Raw genomic sequence first — 19160 nt, forward strand, 5'->3', positions numbered from 1 at the left:
CCCTCGAAATAGAAAAGGCACCCAAGGTGCCTTTATCAAATCATGCATTAGGTTACATTACTGGCTAGATTAAAGCCCAGGAATACGCCCCTGATAAACAATAGGGAAGTAACCGTCATCTCCACGCTTGCCGAGGATATTAAGAGATTTACGCATATCTTCCGGCTGTTCGTTGGTCTCTTTGATCTTAGCGGCAACCTTGACCATATTCCCCTCGTCTAACTGTAAGGTACCGATAATTCCCAACTGGTTTTTGCTTTCGTCGGTAGCGAGCTGAGCTTTACCCTCAACACAGCTAAGGCCCAACTCGATATTACCCAGTGGATAATCGCCGAATTGATTCTTCACATTGGTTTGGTTTAAGAATAATTTACCCGATAATTGTTCGCACCAAGGTTTACCTTGTTCTAGGGTTTCCACCAGCAGGCTGACTTCACCATTAATTTCGGTTCTAAAGGGCAGCTTAGTATTACCAATTAAGAAGCTATCGGGCGCTTCAAAGCGCAATCCTTGAGCGCTGATACCGCCCATAGTCCAAGTGACGACACCTTTGGCACTCACAGGGGTTGCACGGCTACCCACTTGAAAATCCAGCTTCACTTTGCCTAAAAACAAAGACCAAGGGCTGAGTTCCCAACGCACTTGCTCCAATTGGCGCTGCTGAATATTCAAAGTTTCAATGCTACCCGCCCAAATACTGCCACTCACTCCAGAAATTCCCACATTCGCTGGGAGTGGTGCGAGGCGCACGGCCACACCGGCAGGAAACAACGCCACTAAAAACACGATATAAATTAGTACACCAATAATAATCTTTTTTATCAGACTCACAGCTACACCTTAACCTATTGCGCTAGTTGGATCCGTCTTACTTTGACATAGCCAGGCGCGTCAGCCTCCGCCAAATCAACACTCTCAAGGGATAAGCCCTTTTGCTGCACTAAATCATTCAAATAACTGAGTAACGCGTCGAATGGCACATCATCCATCCACACTTGGATTTTATCGCCCTGGGGCTGCATACGAGTGATCACTAAGCCATAACTGCCCGCTGTTTGGTTGACGACTGAACTTAAACTGCCGCTCATCGTCGGCTTAGCGCCGCTTTGTTTTAAGCCAGCGATTTTATTCGCCGTCTGCTTTACATAGGTCAAGGTTTGCTGCTGTGCCGTTAAGTTGCGCAGTGCATTGGCCTCAGCATTGGCGATTGGCGTCCAAATCCCCCAGTAAAATAGACCGATCACTAAAAATACGGCGCCAAAACCTACGATCTGCTGCTCGCGCGACGCAAGCCCTTGCCACCAAGTCCGCAAATTATCCATCTTATTTGCTCCTCAAGGTTAAGGTGCTGGTGACCTGATCTTCACCGCTATTCATCGTGCCACCATCCATTTGGAAACGACGGCCGACAATCTCTTTAAACTTCTCAATTTGTGCGTAATTTTTAGCAGTGACTTGCATGCGGATTTCATTACGGGCACTTTCAAATCGCAAGCTATTGGGTTTTAGCTCAGGTACTTGTTTAAAGGCGTCTTGTAACCCCGCCAGCATGGCAAAAAACTCTGCACCACTGCCTTGGCCTTGGAGTGCGCGCAGTTGGCTCTCCATCTGCGAGCGTAAATTCACGATGCGTGAATTGCCTGGTATCACTTGTTGATAAATGGCTTCACTTTGCGCCTTCAAATCGGCGATTTGGCCATTTACCTGATGAATGGTTAAGCCTTTATTTACCAAAGACAACACAATAGCAATGGCTAGTACAATTGCCGCATTTTTCCATTGCAACAGATGCTTACTGTATTCGCGCTTAGGCGTATAGACACCCGTCAGTAAGTTAATCGGCGCATGTAAAATGCCGCGCGCCAGCACCAACATAGGTAAGTCGAGTGGCTGTGGCTTAAGCTCGACACCGTCCAACTCCATCTCGGTGTAACTGGCTACCGACACCTCGTCTGTCTGAGCCGTCAGTTGCTTCATTGCCACTGGCAACCAAGATAAAGGCAGGCTATGGCCCGTTCCTAATCCTGTACGCAACAATAACTCGTTACCGAAACGCATGGCCGCCCATTGGCATTCCTGCAATGGCAAGGCCAAGCAATCAGGCACAATACGCTTCACTTTTAAGCCCGCTTCGGCCAAACAGCTGAGCCAAGTTTGCATTTGCTCATGGGCAACGGCGACCACGCTGAGGGCATCGCCATTGCGTGGACCAACGGTAAAGTGCATCGCATCCACATCCTCGGCGATGGATTCTTCCAACATAAAAGGCAGGGCCTTTAAGGCTTGGCGTTGGCCTTTTTCGGGCAGATTCACGCTGGTGAGCGTCATGGCGGAAGCTGGCACCAACACATCAATGGGGCGATTGCCCGCGCGCTCAGTTAAGGTTGATAAACCTTGGGCGTTGGCCAGTTCGCCTGAGGCGATAATTTCTTGTTCTTGTTCGGACCAAACCAGCCAAGAGCATGCCTGCTCTGCGGTTCTGCCTAAGCGAATAAATAGCCGTTCACTCACAGTTTTTCTCCACCAGCTTCAACCTTAAGGGATTGAGCTTGTTTGCTATTATTTTTGTCCACCAAACTGACGGGTGAGCACATCCATTTTGTTACCGCTGCCCTTTTTGAGCACACTCTCCATCCTAAAAATGGCGTTGTCGACCTTTGCGCCCGAGGCAAGGAGGAAATATTGACTGTCGATCACAAAAGTCGACTTCATCGCATCTTCCCATTTAATCGACCCCATTGAGGAGGATTCGTAAAAATCATCAATCTTGGCAAAACCATCGCCAGGGCGCTGGTTAATAATGCTCTCCGCCTCACCGACGGAAATCTGATTATCGAGCATGGCCGCCAGCAGCGCTGCTTGTTCGACATCAATGGTATTCACATTCAACAATTGCCTGTCATTCCCCGGGATGACACAAATATAGGGCAATAATTTCAAATAAATATCCTGTGTGTATCCCATCACTGCCCGCAGCTCACTCCGATGATTCATCAGAGTGTTGGCGGCACGGTATGGCACATGGCGAGCTTCATACTCGGCATCTTCAGCGCCATAGGGGCTGGTGATCGTGTCTTCGTCGATATAATCCTTTAGGGTTTGAGTGAGATGATCAGCGGTAAAATCATCCATACCTAAACTCACTAATAACGCCTTGTATTGCTTAGCCGCCAAGGGCAATTTAGGTTGACCGTTTTCCACATCTTTTGTGGTGACGGACAAGGCATTTAAGTTAAAACACGAACGCATATCGGTGATCTTGCCTGCAATCTCGCCATATTCTGCCGGAAATACCACATCGCTCATGGCCCAATATTGTTGCTTATGGACACGCCCCTCTGAATCGTCTAAGTCCTGCTTGAGGATCTTCTTCGCCAGCTCTTCGGCGGAAATAGCATACCAATAGGCCTGATCGTACTGAGCTAAGTTTAAGGTGCGGCGCATCGACAACTGATTACGACTGGTAATATTGGTGGCAATAATCACCACCATGGCCACGATCAGTAATACGACGATCAGCGCGACACCACGCTGTTTAGTAGGAGTTCGCCTTATCATGCGCCATCCTCATTTTCTGGCTCACCGGTGCCGGGATCTTCTTCCCCGTTACCGGAACCATCGCCGTTATTATCTTTGTCACCGTTGTCTTCTTTATTGTCTTCGGTGTTTTCGTCTTTGTTGTCTTCATCACTAGACTTTTCTGGCGCCGCCGCGCCCAGAGGCAGCATAAACTTACGCTGAATCTTACCTAGACCTTCAATCTCAATTTCGATTGCAATGGCTTTGGGTAACTTAGTCGCCTCAACCTTGCGCTCCCACTTATCCTCCATAAAGAAGGAATACTCGACCGAGAGCACCTTATCGATAATCACCGTCTTGATTGGCTCGGCGCCAAATTCCGGCTCAGGGTAAGGAAAATACCAGCGTTCTAATTTTCCTTCTCGTACGACATAGGCGACTGACTGCAAACTGCCACGGGGCAATAAGCCATCTGGATTGAGCCAGCCCAAGCGGTAAAAGACTAAAGCCTCGGATTCCGAATCTAAAAGGTCATTCCCCGTCTGAAATACCGTTGTTCCGCGGCCACCTTCGAGGAGTCTGGGTGTGCGAGCAACCATCTGTCCCAAGTCGCGCTCAATCGCTCCAAAGCCCTGTTGCAACGCTTTTAAACGGGTTGAGAAATTCTTTGTCACTTCATCATTGGTCAGAACTGTGCTGAGTACCGCATTGGCCGCTAAGCCCAACATGGCAAAAATCGCAATCGCGATCAGCATTTCCAGCAGGGTAAACCCCCGATGAGCATTAGTTTGTTTTAAGGACATAACTGCTCACTTGTGCTGCAATACGCTGATAACGCTCATCTTCACTGACACTAATACGGATCATGCGAAAATTATCATCGGTGGTTTTCACCACTTCTTTTCGCCAGTACCAATCCTTACCCGCCAGTTCTACTTGGCCCTCTTTTTTACCGATTTCCGGAAATTGAGGCTCGAGTCTGGCATCGACCATTTGATTGTCGGCTACCCACTGAGCAAGGGTGCGCGACTCCAAAATCGGCATATTCGCCATTTGCTCACCCAAGCTTTTGGTGATTGAAACGGCGGCAATCGCAAACACCGCCAAGGCGACGATCACTTCGAGTAACGTCATGCCCTTAGCGTATTTCATCGGGGCGCCCTAGGGTTAAACGGCCAAGGGCATCGCCCACCACCAATACGTCGAGGGGGCCTTTATCTGTCTTGGTAATAAAACTCAACTCAAAGGCGCTCATTTCGCCGCTGGGAAATAGCAAAATCTGTGGTTCAGGGTGCTTTTTCTTATCTTCCGCAGAGGGCTCGATTAAAGGTTCTTTAAACCAAGAGTCATCTTGTTCGTCCTCTTGTGCGAGCGGTAAACCATCGAGCACCAAATTAATCACCACACCAGGTTCCATTTGTTTTTCAGACAGAATTCTGTCCTTTTCCAATGGACTCCATTTACCATCTTTATAAAAAACAAACTGATAACTGGTTTTTTCCACCACGATACCGATAAATTGGCCGCTTAATACGGTTTCATCCAGCACTAACTCTGTAGCGGCGATAAATTGCTGCGCGGTTTTTTCCAGCGCCTGTTGTGGCCCCGAATTGCCAATAGACATGGTCACCGCCGCGGCGGTGAGTCCCATTAGCAAAATCACCAGCATCACCTCCATCAAGGTGAAGCCGGCGTGGCGCAGCGTTAACATCTTATTGGAAATTCTGTAAGTTCCAGTTACCGATATCATCTTCGGTACCTGGTTGACCGTCTGGGCCTGCACTAAAGATATCTAACTTGCTGTTTTCGCCAGGGCTTAACAGTAAGTAGTTATTACGCCATGGGTCCTGTGGTAAACGCTTTACATAACCTTCTTCGCGGTAGTTACGAGGCTCAGGTGAAATCGTTGGTTTTTGCACCAAGGCTTCTAAACCTTGCTCAGTCGTTGGATAAACACCGTTATCTAACTTGTACATATCTAAAGCGTTTTCGAGCGCGACTATGTCAGATACCGCTTTTTGTTGGTCGGCTTTATCTTTGTTGCCCATCAGATTTGGCACCACCATAGACGCCAAAATACCGAGGATAACGATTACCACCATCACTTCAAGTAAGGTAAAACCCTTGTGCTTTTTATTCATTTGCATCGATTACATCTCCTAAAAAACCTGTGCCATTCTCAGCCGTATGACTGAAAGGCAATATTCCATAATGTCAAAAACTAGCCACTAATCAAATTGTTCAGCGCCAATATCGGTTGCAGAATGGCCATTACGATAAAGAGTACAACCCCCGCCATACTCACCACTAACATGGGTTCGAATACGCCGAGGGCGAGCGTCACATTACTCTCAAACTCGCGATCTTGGTTATCCGCAGCACGCTCAAGCATGTCTTCGAGCTGACCACTCTTCTCCCCCGAGGCGATCATATATAACATCATCGCCGGGAATAGCTTAGTGTTAGTCAACGCGGTACTGAGGCTAGTTCCTTCCCGTACGCGCGCCGTTGCATCATCCACCGCCGCCCGTACCCGCATATTTTGCAATACCTCGCTGGCAATGCGCATCCCGTCCAACAAAGGCACCGAACTGGCGGATAAAATACTCAAGGTACGCGCAAAACGCGCAGTATTGAGCCCTTTACTCACTCGGCCAATCACTGGCATTTTCAGCAAAAACGTATGGTATTTCATCTTGAAAATCGGTGATTTGAGTAGACGCTCGAACACTACCAACAGAATACCAATCGCTAAAACAACAAACAGACCATAGTGTTGGACAAAATCCGAGGCGGCAATTAAGAAACGGGTCGTCGCCGGTAACTCGGCGCCCATATGCTCAAACTGGCCAACGACCTTTGGTACCACAGCCGCAAGTAACACTGATACCACCCCAATAGCGACAATCGTCAGCATGATGGGATAAATCATCGCCTGTTGCAGTTTAGATTTAAGCTGCTGGCGACGTTCGGTGTAATCGGCTAAGCGATTTAGCACCACTTCCAAGTGGCCGGATTTTTCCCCCGAGGCCACCATAGCGCGGTATAAGTCATCGAAAATATGCGGAAATTCAGCCAAGGAATCGGCCAGACTATAACCCTCAACGACCCGGGAGCGCACCGCCATGATCATACTGGCAAGTCGCGCCTTCTCACATTGCTGGCCTACCGCCTTAAGACATTCCTCGATCGGTAAGCCCGCCGCCACCAGTGTCGCGATTTGACGGGTGATCAGCGCTAATTCCGCCACTGAAATCCCGCGCTTAAAGGGCGAAAATCCCGCACCTTTCGCCTTGGCTTCTTTTTCAGTGACCGGCAGAATATCCAGCGGCATCAAGCGTTGATCGCGCAATTGGCTACGTGCGTGTCTGGCGGTATCCGCTTCGATCACGCCCTTAAGCTGCTTCCCCTTGGCGTCCAGCGCCTTATATTCAAATGCAGGCATAGCTTACTCCTCGCGGGTCACCCTTAGGACTTCTTCCAGAGTGGTGATACCTGAGAGCACCTTGCTCATGCCATCGTGGCGAATGCTTGGTACCGACTGGCGGATATATTTCTCAATCGCCAGTTCGCCACGTCCACCGTGAATAAGCTCGCGCACATTATCATCGACCAGCAATAGTTCGTGAATGCCAGTACGACCACGGTAGCCACTGTTACCACAGGCCTTACAGCCGTTGGCACGATAAATATGGCGTGGATCATCGGCAGTAATACCCAGCAGTTCACGTTCACGCTCATCGGGCACATGCTCTGTCTTACATTTTGGACAGAGGGTACGGATCAAGCGCTGAGCCAATACCCCAAGCAAACTTGATGAGACTAAGAAAGGCTCAACACCCATATCCTGTAAACGGGTAATCGCGCCCGAAGCGGTGTTGGTGTGGAGAGTCGAAATCACTAAGTGACCCGTCAAGGATGCCTGCACCGCAATTTGGGCGGTTTCAAGGTCACGGATTTCCCCGATCATCACTACATCGGGGTCTTGACGCAGAATCGCCCGTAGACCACGGGCAAAGGTCATGTCCGCCTTAGTGTTAACTTGAGTTTGGCCTATGCCTTCTAATTCGTATTCGATGGGGTCTTCAACGGTTAAGATATTGGTATCTTTAGAGTTAATCTCAGTAAGTCCAGCATACAGCGTGGTACTCTTACCCGAACCCGTAGGACCCGTTACCAAGATAATGCCGTGGGGACGACGAATAAGCTCATCGAATTTGGCTCGGATGCTGTCCGTCATACCCAGCTGTTTTAAATCCAGATTACCGGCATTCTTATCCAGCAAACGCAGCACCACACGCTCACCGTGGCTCGATGGCATGGTCGATACCCGCACGTCCACCGCGCGGCCCGCAATCCGCAGCGAAATACGGCCATCTTGTGGTACACGTTTCTCGGCGATATCGAGGCGCGCCATCACCTTAATCCGCGACACCAATAAAGATGACAGTTTACGGTTTGGCTTGAGCACTTCTTTGAGCACGCCGTCGATACGGAAACGCACGACTAGCTGCTTCTCGTAGGTTTCGATATGGATATCCGAGGCTTCTTCTTTAATCGCTTCTGATAACAGGGCGTTAATGAGCTTAATGATCGGCGCATCATCATCGCCTTCGAGCAAATCTTCGGTTTGTGGCAACTCTTCTGCAAGAGTAAATAAATCCATTTCATTGCCAATGTCTTCCATCAGCTGCTGCGCTTCGGAGGAATTGGCTTGATAGGCCTGAGTCAGTTTGACCTCAAACTTACTCGGCTCGAGCTGTACCAAAGGTAAATCCACGCCCGAGTAGCGACGCGCTTCAAGCATCGCCGCTAACGGGGTTTTGGCGGTATAAAACAGGTTCAAGGCGCCATCATCGCCATAGGCTAAAATCACCTCATGGCGGTGGGCAAAGGCAAAGGGTAAACGCTCTTTGCTGCTGGAGCGAAATACCTCATCACCTTCGGCTTCAATACCTAGTTCATTGGAAACTAAGCTTAAATCCTCGACTTGGGATACTTGTATTTCACTCATTGTGTTTTATCTTTGTTTTTGTTTTCATCCAGCGACTTGAGAGTCGGGTCAGTTTTACGCATCTGAGTCTCTAGCCCTTTGCCTTCTTTATAACGATCTAAAATATCGTTCACTTCTGGCGGCACATACTCAGACTGGTTCCACTCATCTAATACCGGCACTTTAGTCTCAGGCATTAGATTGACACCACGCTCTTGCTGTTCAAGCTGCAATGCTCTGAAATAGTTGTATTTACGACCTGCGATACCTTCCATCGTCACACCATCACGGATAATGGTGGGTTTGATAAAGATCATCAGGTTCTTCTTGGTCTTCTTACTGGAAGAAGATTTGAATAGATGGCCAAGTACTGGAATATCGCCGAGGAATGGCACTTTCTGCACGCTTTCTTGCACTTCTTCGTTAATCAAACCACCGAGTACCACGATTTGGCCTGAATCAGCCATAACAGTAGTGGTTAAACGGCGAGTCGCGAAGGAAATATCCACACCCGTGTTACCGTTTACGCCGGAGACTTCTTGCTCAATCGCAAGCTTAACCGCGTTACCTTCGTTGATCTGAGGCACCACTTTTAACTTCACCCCAACCTCTTTACGTTCAACGGTTTGGAATGGGTTGCTGTTGTTTGAGCTGGCGGTAGAACCAGTCAGAATAGGCACTTCATCACCGACGATGAAAGATGCTTCTTGGTTATCTAAGGTAGTAATAGAAGGTGTTGCCAGTACGTTTGAGTTAGTGTCACTCGATACGGCTTGTACTAGGGCACCAAAGTCACCCATGGCAACGCCCCATGCCATGCCATTCACTTTACCTAAGGCTTGAGCAAGTAAGGTAACATCGCCCTTTGTATCTGGGTTTTTACCAATCACGTCACCTGTGTTTGGATTGGTAATATAGGTTCCTTCTTTATCCTGCGCCTGCCATACACCCGCGCCAATCTCACCTATGGTTGGGCCTAAGTTATTGAACTGAGTGCCACCATCCGCTTTCGCGGCCCATTGCACCCCAAAGCCGACGTTATCGCCTTCGGCAACTTCCACGATAATGGCTTCGACTAATACTTGGGCGCGGCGAATATCGAGTTGGTTGATCACGCTTTCAATAGTGCGCATTTGATCTGGCTCAGCGCTGATCACTAATGCGTTAGTATCAGTGTGGGCCATAATATTGATTTCATTACGACGTTTGCCACCACCCGCTGCCTGAGCGCTAGGATCTTTTTCACCTTCCAACTTTTGGGCAAAACCAGTTAGCACTTCAACTAAGTCTTCGGCCTTGGCATACCGTAAATAACGTACTTTCGTATTGCCCGTGCTGGCTTGCTCGGCATCGAGACGGTGGATCAGCTCCACCACCCGTTGACGACTCTTTTCATCACCACTAACCACTACGGCGTTAATCCGCTCGTCGGCCACCACTTTGGGTGCTTGTCCGGGAAGCTGCGCTTGGTTAGCTGTCGCGCGGTACAGGGTATCGATAATTCGCACCATTTCGCCAGCAGAAGCATATTCAAGTGGCACGACTTGAACAGAGGTATCACCCTGTTTATCTACACGGCGAATGATTTCAACTAACTTATTAACCACCGCAGCGCGGCCAGAGAGCATCAGCACGTTTGATGGATCGTAGTTCACTACGTTACCACCACCAGCGTTATCGTTTAACTGACGTAATAATGGTGCTAATTGCTTGGCTTCGGTGTTATACAACGCCACGATGCGGGTAACCATTTCATCGCCTAGGCCAGGATCGTTGTCATTAGCAACACGAATCGCCGCGGTTTTCGCATCTTTGTCTTTGATCACTTTGATAACGTTATTTTCCATCTCGACGATGGCATAACCGTATACTTGCAGCACGTTGAGGAAGAACTGGTAATACTGCTCATCATTGAGCAGATCATAGCTGCGAACGTTGATCTTGCCGCGAATCGTCGGGTCAACAATGATGGTTTTGTTCAAGTTTTTACCAACAATATTGATAAACTCTTGAATATCAGTGCCTTTAAAGTTGGCCGCATATTGTTCAGACCAAACAAATTGCGAGGTCAGCATAGTGGCGCCCGCCACAACTCCAGCAATCAGTTTGCGTCGAATCCGTTTGTTATTCATTATTTTACTTTCCCCTAACGCGTGTTATTGCGGCAAACTAAACATGATTTCAACCAACTGTCCTTCCCGTTCAACCATAACAGAAACTTCAGTTAATTCAGACAATTGGCTCATCATTTCTAACGCCTGACTCATTACGGTCAGGTCGTATCCATTAATCGATTTAGCAAGGTCATTGGGTTTAAAGCCTGCTTGCTTAAATAGGTTCACATCTTTACCAGGATTGAGGCGATAACCAACAACGTTTTCTCCCTGTCTCACGGGCGAAATTGCAATATAGTCAGTAATTTTACTGGGATCGGCTAAGAGTTCACTGCGAGATTCGGCCAGTTCTTGAGAGATTTCAGCATTCTTGCGCTGATCCACTCGGCTAACCACTTCAGCTTTTCCGCTCTTGGCCTTTTGTAATTGTTGATTCGCTGGGCTTTGACTGGTGTAAACCAAACCATCAAGCATCAAGGTTTCATAGCGACCCGCATTGGTAATGATAATCCGGTCTGCATAGACTTCTTTTAACGAAGCGGATGTACCCTTAATTTTATCACCCAAACTGTAGGTTTCTTGGCTACCACTGGATTCAATAATCGCCAGACCTTTTTGGTCAGCGGTGGATGCCACCACCCCCGTCAGCTGAATAGAAAGGGAAGTCTTTGGCGCATCGGTTACGGTTTCGACCACTTCGACTTTAGGTTTATCCGCCTTGGCGTCGGCTTTGCCGAAAAGTGCGAGTTGCTGTAATCCTGCCAGATCAATTTGCCCAGCCCCTTTACCCGCCGTGGTCACCGCAGTGGGAGACCATGCTGTAGGAGAAGAGGTGGTAGGCACGAGTTTCCATGTAATTTGCGCGGCTAAGAGTAAACTCAGAATAAAACCAAGCCAGAAAACAACCTGACTCAACGGCTTATGCGGAATACCTGCAGCTTTTGCGATAACGTTATCTAATAAATCCATATTTATGTGGACCCTCAATACAGGTCTCTGTTCTGATTATAAAAATTATCATGTTCGCCACATGCTAACCTAGGCCGCATTTGGCAACAACCCCATAACAGTATTGCAATTGGCGAAAATTGGCCATTTATGCTAACTTTGCCCGCCTAAAAAGGGTGTGAAGCGCACCACTCTTTAACATAATAGCAATGCGACTTAGGCATTTTATTACTCAGCATGTGAACTCATCGATCTTTTATCTTGGAGACACTATGACACAAAGTTCAGGCGACAGTGGCTGCGTTCGACTCGATAAATGGTTATGGGCCGCACGTTTTTATAAAACCCGAGCCATAGCCAAAGAAATGATCAACGGCGGCAAAGTACATTACAACGGTGCGCGCACCAAATCTAGTAAGAATGCTGAGATAGGTGCCGTCCTTAAAATACGACAAGGTTATGACGATAAAGAGATCGTCATAAAAAAATTATCAGAATCACGCCAAAGTGCATCAATTGCACAGGAATTGTACGAAGAAACCGCCGCCAGCATCGCTAAACGCGCGTTAAATGCCGAAGCAAGACGATTGAATATTCTTAATAATCCTGCACCAGACCATAAACCGGATAAAAAGCAACGACGCCAACTTATCCGATTTAAAGAATGCTAAGAATTACGTAAAAGTTACCTAATAGTGAGATACAAAATGACCCAAGATATTTTACACCGCTACCTATTCGATAATGCCGATGTGCGTGGTGAACTGGTGCAATTGCAAGATAGCTATCAGCAGGTAATAGGCTCACATGCCTATCCTCCTGTGCTGCAAACCCTGCTCGGCGAGTTGCTAGCGGCGACCTCTTTATTAACCGCCACCCTAAAATTTAGCGGTGATATTAGCGTGCAGTTGCAAGGGAATGGCCCAGTATCGCTGGCGGTGATCAATGGCAATAACCAGCAGCAATTACGCGGTATCGCACGCTGGGATGGCGAGTTAGCCGACGATGCCAGCCTAGCCGATCTGTTTGGCCAAGGTTATATGGTTATCACCCTCACACCGGACGAAGGCGAACGCTATCAAGGCGTGGTCGCCCTTGATAAACCCACCTTAGCCGCCTGTGTCGAAGACTACTTTAACCAGTCAGAGCAATTACCCACAGCAATGTGGTTATTTGCCGACGGTAAACAAGCTGCTGGCATGTTCCTGCAAATATTACCAAGCCAAGAAGATCATAATGCCGACTTCGAGCATTTATGTCAGCTGACAGCGACCATCAAGGCGGAAGAGTTATTCACCCTAGAAGCGCAGGACGTATTACACCGCTTGTATCATCAAGAAGAAGTACGTCTGTTCGATCCTATCGAAGTCAGCTTTAAATGCACTTGTTCACGCGAGCGCAGCGCGGCGGCGATTAAAACCATCGATCAAGCCGAAGTCGAAGCCATTCTGGCGGAAGACGGTAAGGTCGAAATGGGTTGTGAATACTGCAATGCGAAATACGTATTCGATGCTATTGATGTTGCAGCAATCTATGCCAATGGCACCACTTCAAATACCCAGCAGTAAGTTTTTACTTACTGTCAAAAGGGCACCTTGGGTGCCCTTTTTTGTACCACCTCAATGATCCAGCTCACACTTTAGCTACGGATAGGATACAATCGGCACACTTTGTCCCCTAGCACGCCTCGGGCGATAAATAAAAGCAAAATCGGCAGACGATCGATAAAAAATAACCTTACAAATACAAGTCAATGGAGACCTCACTATGGCGGATGGATTAAACCGCGTTCATTACAACCCCTCAACAGCACAACTGGTCGAATTTGCCCTGCTCCGCGGCGAAGGTGAATTAACCGCCAATGGTGCGCTGGTTGCCAAAACTGGTACACGCACAGGTCGCTCTCCTGGCGATCGTTTTATTGTTAAAGAACCTAGTTCAGCGGCTGATATCGAATGGGGACCCGTCAACCAAGCATTTGAACCCGGTGCTTTTGAAGGATTATGGGCGCGTGTAGAAGCATTCCTCGCCGATAAAGAGTTGTTTGTATCTGACCTCGAAGTCGGTGCAGACCCAGAACATTACCAGCCAGTGCGCGTGACGACTCAATACGCTTGGCACCAACTGTTCGCCCGCAACCTTTTTATCATCCCAGAAGAATTTAACCGTCAAGACAAGCCTGTATGGCAAATCATCAACGCACCAGACTTCGTCTGTGTTCCTGAGCGTGATGGTACCAATTCAGATGCAGCGGTGATCTTAAACTTTGCCGAGCGCAAAGTGTTGCTAGCGGGCCTGAAATACGCTGGCGAAATGAAGAAGTCGATGTTCTCTGTACAAAACTTCCTGTTGCCAGCCCAAGGCGTATTGCCAATGCACTGCTCGGCAAACGTAGGTAAAGACGGCGACACCACCCTATTCTTCGGTCTGTCGGGTACGGGTAAAACCACCCTGTCTGCGGATCCAAAACGCTTCCTGATCGGTGACGATGAGCACGGCTGGGCACCGGGCGGCGTATTCAACATCGAAGGCGGCTGCTACGCCAAATGTATCGACCTGAGCCAAAAGAACGAGCCTGTGATTTGGGATGCGATTCGTTTCGGTACTGTGCTGGAAAACGTGGTAATGGACGAACACCGCGTACCTAACTACAAAGACAGCAGCCTGACGGAAAACACCCGTGCGGCTTACCCGCTCGAGCATATCGCCCAGCGTAAAGAAGACAACCGTGGCGCCGAGCCGCACGCAGTGGTGTTTTTAACCTGCGACGTGTCTGGCGTGTTGCCACCGGTTTCTATCCTGAGCAAAGAGCAAGCGGCTTACCACTTCCTCTCTGGTTACACCGCGAAAGTCGGTTCGACTGAAATCGGCTCAACCTCTGCGATTCAGTCAACCTTCTCTACCTGCTTCGGCGCGCCGTTCTTCCCACGTCCTGCGGGCGTGTATGCTGAGCTGCTGATGAAGCGTATCGAATCATTCGGTAGCCAAGTATACCTAGTTAACACTGGCTGGACTGGCGGCCCACACGGTATTGGTAAACGTTTCGACATCCCAACCACCCGCGCCATTGTCGATGCGATTGTCAGCGGCGAGCTGAAAAACGTTGAAACCGTTCATTTAGATACCTTAAACCTCGCGGTGCCTGTAGCGGTTAGCGGTGTCGACAGCAATCTACTCAACCCAGTGAACACTTGGAGCGATAAAGCACTGTACGCCGAATACGCCCAAAAACTGGCCGAAGCCTTCACTAAGAACTTCGCGAAGTATCAAGTGTCAGACGCCATCCGTAACGCTGGCCCAAAGGCATAAACGCGTAGCGGATTCATTTAGATAATGTAATCAAACACATTGTTGAGTAAAAAAGCGCGGATTCAGTGATGAACCCGCGCTTTTTATTTGTCGGTTAATTTTGTAACTAAAACCCACCCGCACTAACGTCGCTGCGTTAGATTTTTATGTGTTTTATTTCTTATCGATTAGTTAAACCAAGCTTAAATTAATGCTGCGTTTTTATAATCACCAATAACAATCATCATTTTTAGGAAGCGGCACCCAAATGGAAAATCATAAACCTGCCACAGGATTCCAGCGATTTCTCAATACTGTCGAAACAGTAGGGAATAAACTCCCCGACCCCGCAGTATTATTTGCACTATTTCTAGGCTTGGTCTGGCTGATCTCTTGGGGGTTATCGGGCGTCAGTTTTGATGAAATCGATCCCCGAACGGGTAACCCGATTCAAGTCGTCAATATGCTCGAAGGCGGTGCATTAACCGCCTTTACCTCAACACTCGTATCAACCTTTGTGACTTTTCCGCCGCTCGGTGTCGTGCTGGTTGCAATGCTTGGCTTAGGTGTTGCAGAACATACAGGCTTTATTAATGCGGGGCTGCGCTCAATTTTATCCGTGACACCCAAGATTTTACTCACTCCGGTACTGATCGCAGTGGGTATCCTGAGCCATGTCGCGGTTGACGCAGGTTATGTACTCGTTATCCCACTGGGCGCGGTGATCTTCTATGCTGCGGGTCGTCATCCCCTAGCCGGTATTGCCGCCGCTTTTGCTGGCGTATCCGGTGGTTTTTCTGCAACAGTGGGCGTGCCATCGAGTCTTGATCCTATGTTAGCGGGCTTAACTCAGGCGGCCGCAAGATTATCGGCCGACCCAGCTGCCGCAACATTAACAATTAACCCACTGAATAATATTTTCTTTACGTCAGCTTCAGCCGTGTTAATTATCTTAGTTGGCTGGTTTATTACCGATAAGATCATCGAACCGCGCCTAAAAAACACTGCGGTAAATGGCGATCCAGCAACACTCCCCACACTTGATGAGCTGCAACCCCATGAGCGCCGCGGACTCAGATTTGCGATGCTATCCATGTTATTGTGTGCATTAGGATTAGTATTCACCGCCTATGGTGACAACTCTGCTTGGCGCGCTACTGACGGCGCCTTAACCAGTGCCTCCGCACCATTAATGCGCTCCATTGTGGCGATTATTTTTGTGTTCTTCCTTATCCCCGGCATTGTCTATGGCTATGCCGCTGGCACGGCAAACAACCACAGAGCGATTATTCAGGGCATGAGTAAATCCATGAGCGGTATGGGTTATTACATCGTCATGGCCTTTTTCTGTGCTCAGTTTATTTATGCCTTTGGCCAATCCAATTTAGGCGCATTAATGGCCATTAAAGGCGCGTTGGCGTTAAAGGAATTGGCCCTTCCGATGGGGGTGACTTTGGTGGGGATTGTGTTTCTCACCGCGTTCGTCAATCTATTAGTCGGCTCGGCGTCGGCTAAATGGGCGTTGATTGGTGCCATTATGGTGCCCATGTTAATGGAGCTGGGCGTATCGCCCGATTTGACTCAAGCCGCTTACCGCGTAGGCGACTCGTCGACCAATATCATTACCCCGCTGATGCCTTACTTTCCGCTGATAGTGGTGTTTTGCCAAAAATACGTTAAGGAGTCAGGTATTGGCACCCTAGTGGCGCTGATGCTGCCGTTTTCAATCAGTTTTCTCCTGCTTTGGAGCGGTTTCTTATTGGCATATTGGGCATTAGGTCTGCCATTAGGTATCGGTAGCTCATTCACTTTCCCAGCAATGCCTTAGGGCGAAAAGAGTATCGAGTGCTAGCAACATTGAATTTATAATAAACAGGGCACTCGATCCTCAATAACCACTAAACACTGCACCACTTACCACCTCGCTTTAAACGCCGATGCCGACGTAAAACGTCGGCATTTTATCTGATTAAAAACATATAAATACAAATACTTAAATATCGATAAACGCATCTCGCTCATAGTAAAAGATAATAGCTTCAAGCAGTTCCTGTTCACTGGGCTGAGCTTTTTGCAGCTTAAGATTAGCAATGACATCCTCGATTTGATCCGTATTTAGCAGATAACCATAGTCACTCCGGCCTAAGCCATCCTCAAAGGCATCGATTTCGGCATCCGATAGATCCCTAGTATCAGCCACTATCGGGAACAACAATGTTGTCAGTTGAAGGGATTCACCTTGATCAAGATCTTGATAGACCAGCCAATAACTTAGTCCCGGTTGTTCGATGCATTTTCTTATCCAGCACTGTAACGACTCAGGTTTACCAAAGAATGAAGTGATATTCATAATGTCCTCGAAATGGTGTTGTCATAGGGAAAACCGAGTAAGTCAAAGAGTTGAATAGTCATGGAGGCTATTTGGCTATTCACCACTCTCAAGATTCATACAAGTAAAAGATGGGAATTATCGCGACTCAACCGGTGCCAAGAATACGAGAGGATATCTGCGCCCATCAAAGCCTAAATCACAATTCATCAATTCGATGGACAAAAAACAAGTCTAAATTAAATAAAAACCATTTTAATATGATAATTTTTAAACATTCTTTATTTATAGGTTATGTTATTTAGGTTTTGGTTATTTTCATACCAAGGTTGATGATGTTTCACAAAACCCGTTACAGCAACTGTGATACCTTAGGCGCCCAAAAAACCTGTCGGGGCTTAGCTTTTTACGCTAAAAGCAAAGGCTGACCTGTAAATAGATAACGAGTCTTAAGACACAAAATGCTGCGGCAACCGGGGAGTTTCGCAAGAATGAAGAGCAAGAGTTTATTAGGCAACATTGGTGTTCAAGTGGTTATCGCCATGATTATTGGCGCACTGGTGGGTTTTATGATGGGTGAAAGTGCGAGTATCTTCGCACCGCTTGGTACCATTTTTATCCATTTAATCAAAATGCTAGTGATCCCACTGGTACTGGTTTCTATCATCAGCGGTGCCGCCAGCTTAGGTGATAGCCCCTCGGCAGGTAAGATTGGTGTGGGCACTTTTGGCTTCTTTATTGTCACCTCAGGCCTTGCCGTCGCTTTGGCATTAGTGATGGGTAAGATGTTTACACCCGGCGCAGGTGTTGACTTTACCGCCCACAGTGGCAGTGGCTTGATGGAAGTGACCGCCGAACATGGCGCACTCCCCGGAGTGATCGACACCTTTATCGGCATGATCCCAACCAACGTGTTCGAATCGCTAAACGGCGGAAATATCCTTCAAATACTGGTATTTAGTATTTTCTTTGGTATCGCACTGACGAAGGTCAAAGGTGATGGCGCTAAGCCCATCATGGCGGCGTTAAATACCGTCGTCGACGCCTTTGTGTGGATGATCAACTGCGTGATGGTGATTGCCCCTATCGGTGTGTTTGGTTTGATGGCCGATTCCGTCGGCACTTTTGGTTTTGATGCCTTAGAAGTCGTATTTAAGCTGTTTGCCGTGTTTGTGGCCGCGATTCTGCTCTATGGTTTTGTGTTCTTCCCCATAGTGGTGCAACTGTTTTCTAAGGTCTCGGCACGCCAATTTATTTCGGCGATGAAAAAGCCGCAGGTGATGGCACTGTCTACCGCGTCATCAATGGCAACGCTGCCAGTAAATATGGAAACCTGCGAAGAAGATCTTAAGGTCTCTAAGGCAACCACCGCCTTTGTGCTGCCCTTAGGTGCCACTATCAATATGAGCGGCAATGCGATTTATTATGGTCTGGTCGCGATGTTTTTCGCGCAAATGTACAACATTGACCTCTCAATGACCGCCTATGCTGCGATTATCTTTACCTCCACCTTAGGCGCCATTGGCCAAGCGGGTGTGCCAGGTCCGTCATTTTTAGTGGTCGCAGTGCTATTGGCTGCGGGTATTCCCATTGATGGTTTACCGCTGTTATTCGCCCTCGACCGAGTGTTTGACATGATCCGCACCGCGCTTAACATCACAGGTGACGCCGCCTGTGCCGTGATTATGGATAAGTACACTGCGGAGCAACCGACTCAAGAACCGAGTTAGCACGCACGCGCATCCTAAGGCTTGAATAGGCTTGCTTATTCAAGCCTTTTTTATGACTGAGCCTTGTACAGACCGCATGCTATCTTACTGATTTAATATCAATTACCTAGCTTTAATGTGATCTTGGCGGTGCCTTGGACTAAGCTCAAACAGCGCCGCCTCGCAATTTGCATTTCTTTATCAGCCAAGCCACACGGGCGAAGTGCCTTTCTGCGATAATGGCTTGGCTACCATCAGTC

Annotated in this window: 18 protein-coding genes; 5 read left to right on the plus strand and 13 right to left on the minus strand. The window is 48.1% G+C overall.

The window, feature by feature from the left end:
* Positions 1 to 69: 69 nt before the first annotated feature.
* The 12 genes from AEA42_RS09450 to gspC all read right to left on the minus strand — a co-directional run bounded on the left by AEA42_RS09450 (position 70) and on the right by gspC (position 11595).
* Entirely contained in the window at positions 70 to 831 is a 762-nt protein-coding gene (locus tag AEA42_RS09450; RefSeq protein WP_055647587.1) for a type II secretion system protein N, read from the minus strand.
* 14 nt (positions 832 to 845) lie between these two features.
* Positions 846 to 1322 carry a type II secretion system protein M gene (locus tag AEA42_RS09455; RefSeq protein ID WP_037416438.1) on the minus strand — a complete coding sequence of 159 codons (477 nt, stop codon included), beginning with the start codon at positions 1320 to 1322 and terminating at the stop codon, positions 846 to 848.
* Between the two features lies 1 nt (position 1323).
* Positions 1324 to 2511: a type II secretion system protein GspL gene (gene gspL / locus AEA42_RS09460; RefSeq protein WP_037416436.1), complete on the minus strand. Its 1188-nt coding sequence runs from the start codon at positions 2509 to 2511 to the stop codon at positions 1324 to 1326.
* A gap of 48 nt (positions 2512 to 2559) precedes the next feature.
* On the minus strand, positions 2560 to 3558 hold the full coding sequence (gene gspK / locus AEA42_RS09465; protein WP_037416434.1) for a type II secretion system minor pseudopilin GspK: 999 nt from the start codon (positions 3556 to 3558) through the stop codon (positions 2560 to 2562).
* Positions 3555 to 4322 (minus strand): type II secretion system minor pseudopilin GspJ, encoded by a 768-nt coding sequence (gene gspJ / locus AEA42_RS09470; protein ID WP_037416432.1) that lies wholly within the window; start codon positions 4320 to 4322, stop codon positions 3555 to 3557. The genes gspK and gspJ overlap by 4 nt, the downstream gene beginning before the upstream one ends.
* The gene (gene gspI / locus AEA42_RS09475) at positions 4303 to 4671 is read right to left on the minus strand and encodes a type II secretion system minor pseudopilin GspI (RefSeq protein WP_037416429.1); all 369 of its coding nucleotides are present in this window, start codon (positions 4669 to 4671) and stop codon (positions 4303 to 4305) included. Before gspI ends, gspJ begins: the two co-directional genes overlap by 20 nt.
* Positions 4658 to 5230 carry a type II secretion system minor pseudopilin GspH gene (gene gspH / locus AEA42_RS09480; protein WP_082389634.1) on the minus strand — a complete coding sequence of 191 codons (573 nt, stop codon included), beginning with the start codon at positions 5228 to 5230 and terminating at the stop codon, positions 4658 to 4660. The genes gspI and gspH overlap by 14 nt, the downstream gene beginning before the upstream one ends.
* Before the next feature lies 1 nt (position 5231).
* Positions 5232 to 5666 carry a type II secretion system major pseudopilin GspG gene (gene gspG, locus AEA42_RS09485; protein WP_011715426.1) on the minus strand — a complete coding sequence of 145 codons (435 nt, stop codon included), beginning with the start codon at positions 5664 to 5666 and terminating at the stop codon, positions 5232 to 5234.
* 74 nt (positions 5667 to 5740) lie between these two features.
* Positions 5741 to 6964, minus strand: coding sequence for a type II secretion system inner membrane protein GspF (gene gspF / locus AEA42_RS09490; RefSeq protein ID WP_055647589.1), 1224 nt, complete (start codon positions 6962 to 6964; stop codon positions 5741 to 5743).
* Positions 6965 to 6967: 3 nt separating this feature from the next.
* The gene (gene gspE, locus AEA42_RS09495) at positions 6968 to 8533 is read right to left on the minus strand and encodes a type II secretion system ATPase GspE (RefSeq protein ID WP_055647590.1); all 1566 of its coding nucleotides are present in this window, start codon (positions 8531 to 8533) and stop codon (positions 6968 to 6970) included.
* The gene (gspD, locus tag AEA42_RS09500) at positions 8530 to 10644 is read right to left on the minus strand and encodes a type II secretion system secretin GspD (RefSeq protein ID WP_055647591.1); all 2115 of its coding nucleotides are present in this window, start codon (positions 10642 to 10644) and stop codon (positions 8530 to 8532) included. The genes gspE and gspD overlap by 4 nt, the downstream gene beginning before the upstream one ends.
* A 24-nt stretch (positions 10645 to 10668) precedes the next feature.
* Entirely contained in the window at positions 10669 to 11595 is a 927-nt protein-coding gene (gene gspC, locus AEA42_RS09505) for a type II secretion system protein GspC (protein ID WP_037427535.1), read from the minus strand.
* A 251-nt stretch (positions 11596 to 11846) separates the two neighbouring features.
* Between gspC and hslR the strand changes: the two genes are divergently transcribed.
* From hslR to AEA42_RS09525, 4 genes are all read left to right on the plus strand, one after another.
* Positions 11847 to 12245: a ribosome-associated heat shock protein Hsp15 gene (gene hslR, locus AEA42_RS09510; protein ID WP_055647592.1), complete on the plus strand. Its 399-nt coding sequence runs from the start codon at positions 11847 to 11849 to the stop codon at positions 12243 to 12245.
* Positions 12246 to 12281: 36 nt separating this feature from the next.
* Complete coding sequence (hslO, locus tag AEA42_RS09515) at positions 12282 to 13142, plus strand: Hsp33 family molecular chaperone HslO (RefSeq protein ID WP_037416407.1); 861 nt, start codon at positions 12282 to 12284, stop codon at positions 13140 to 13142.
* A gap of 199 nt (positions 13143 to 13341) precedes the next feature.
* The gene (locus AEA42_RS09520) at positions 13342 to 14883 is read left to right on the plus strand and encodes a phosphoenolpyruvate carboxykinase (RefSeq protein WP_037416403.1); all 1542 of its coding nucleotides are present in this window, start codon (positions 13342 to 13344) and stop codon (positions 14881 to 14883) included.
* Between the two features lie 247 nt (positions 14884 to 15130).
* Positions 15131 to 16690 carry an AbgT family transporter gene (locus AEA42_RS09525; RefSeq protein WP_055647593.1) on the plus strand — a complete coding sequence of 520 codons (1560 nt, stop codon included), beginning with the start codon at positions 15131 to 15133 and terminating at the stop codon, positions 16688 to 16690.
* 165 nt (positions 16691 to 16855) lie between these two features.
* Here AEA42_RS09525 and AEA42_RS09530 read toward each other — a convergent pair whose 3' ends face one another.
* The gene (locus AEA42_RS09530) at positions 16856 to 17212 is read right to left on the minus strand and encodes a hypothetical protein (RefSeq protein WP_055647594.1); all 357 of its coding nucleotides are present in this window, start codon (positions 17210 to 17212) and stop codon (positions 16856 to 16858) included.
* A 470-nt stretch (positions 17213 to 17682) separates the two neighbouring features.
* On the opposite strand from AEA42_RS09530, the gene AEA42_RS09535 reads away from it, so the two are divergent.
* A complete protein-coding gene (locus AEA42_RS09535) occupies positions 17683 to 18921 on the plus strand; it encodes a dicarboxylate/amino acid:cation symporter (protein WP_055647595.1) in 1239 nt (412 codons plus the stop codon).
* Positions 18922 to 19160: the final 239 nt, after the last annotated feature.

The organism is Shewanella sp. Sh95, from assembly GCF_001308045.1.
Classification (GTDB): domain Bacteria; phylum Pseudomonadota; class Gammaproteobacteria; order Enterobacterales; family Shewanellaceae; genus Shewanella; species Shewanella xiamenensis.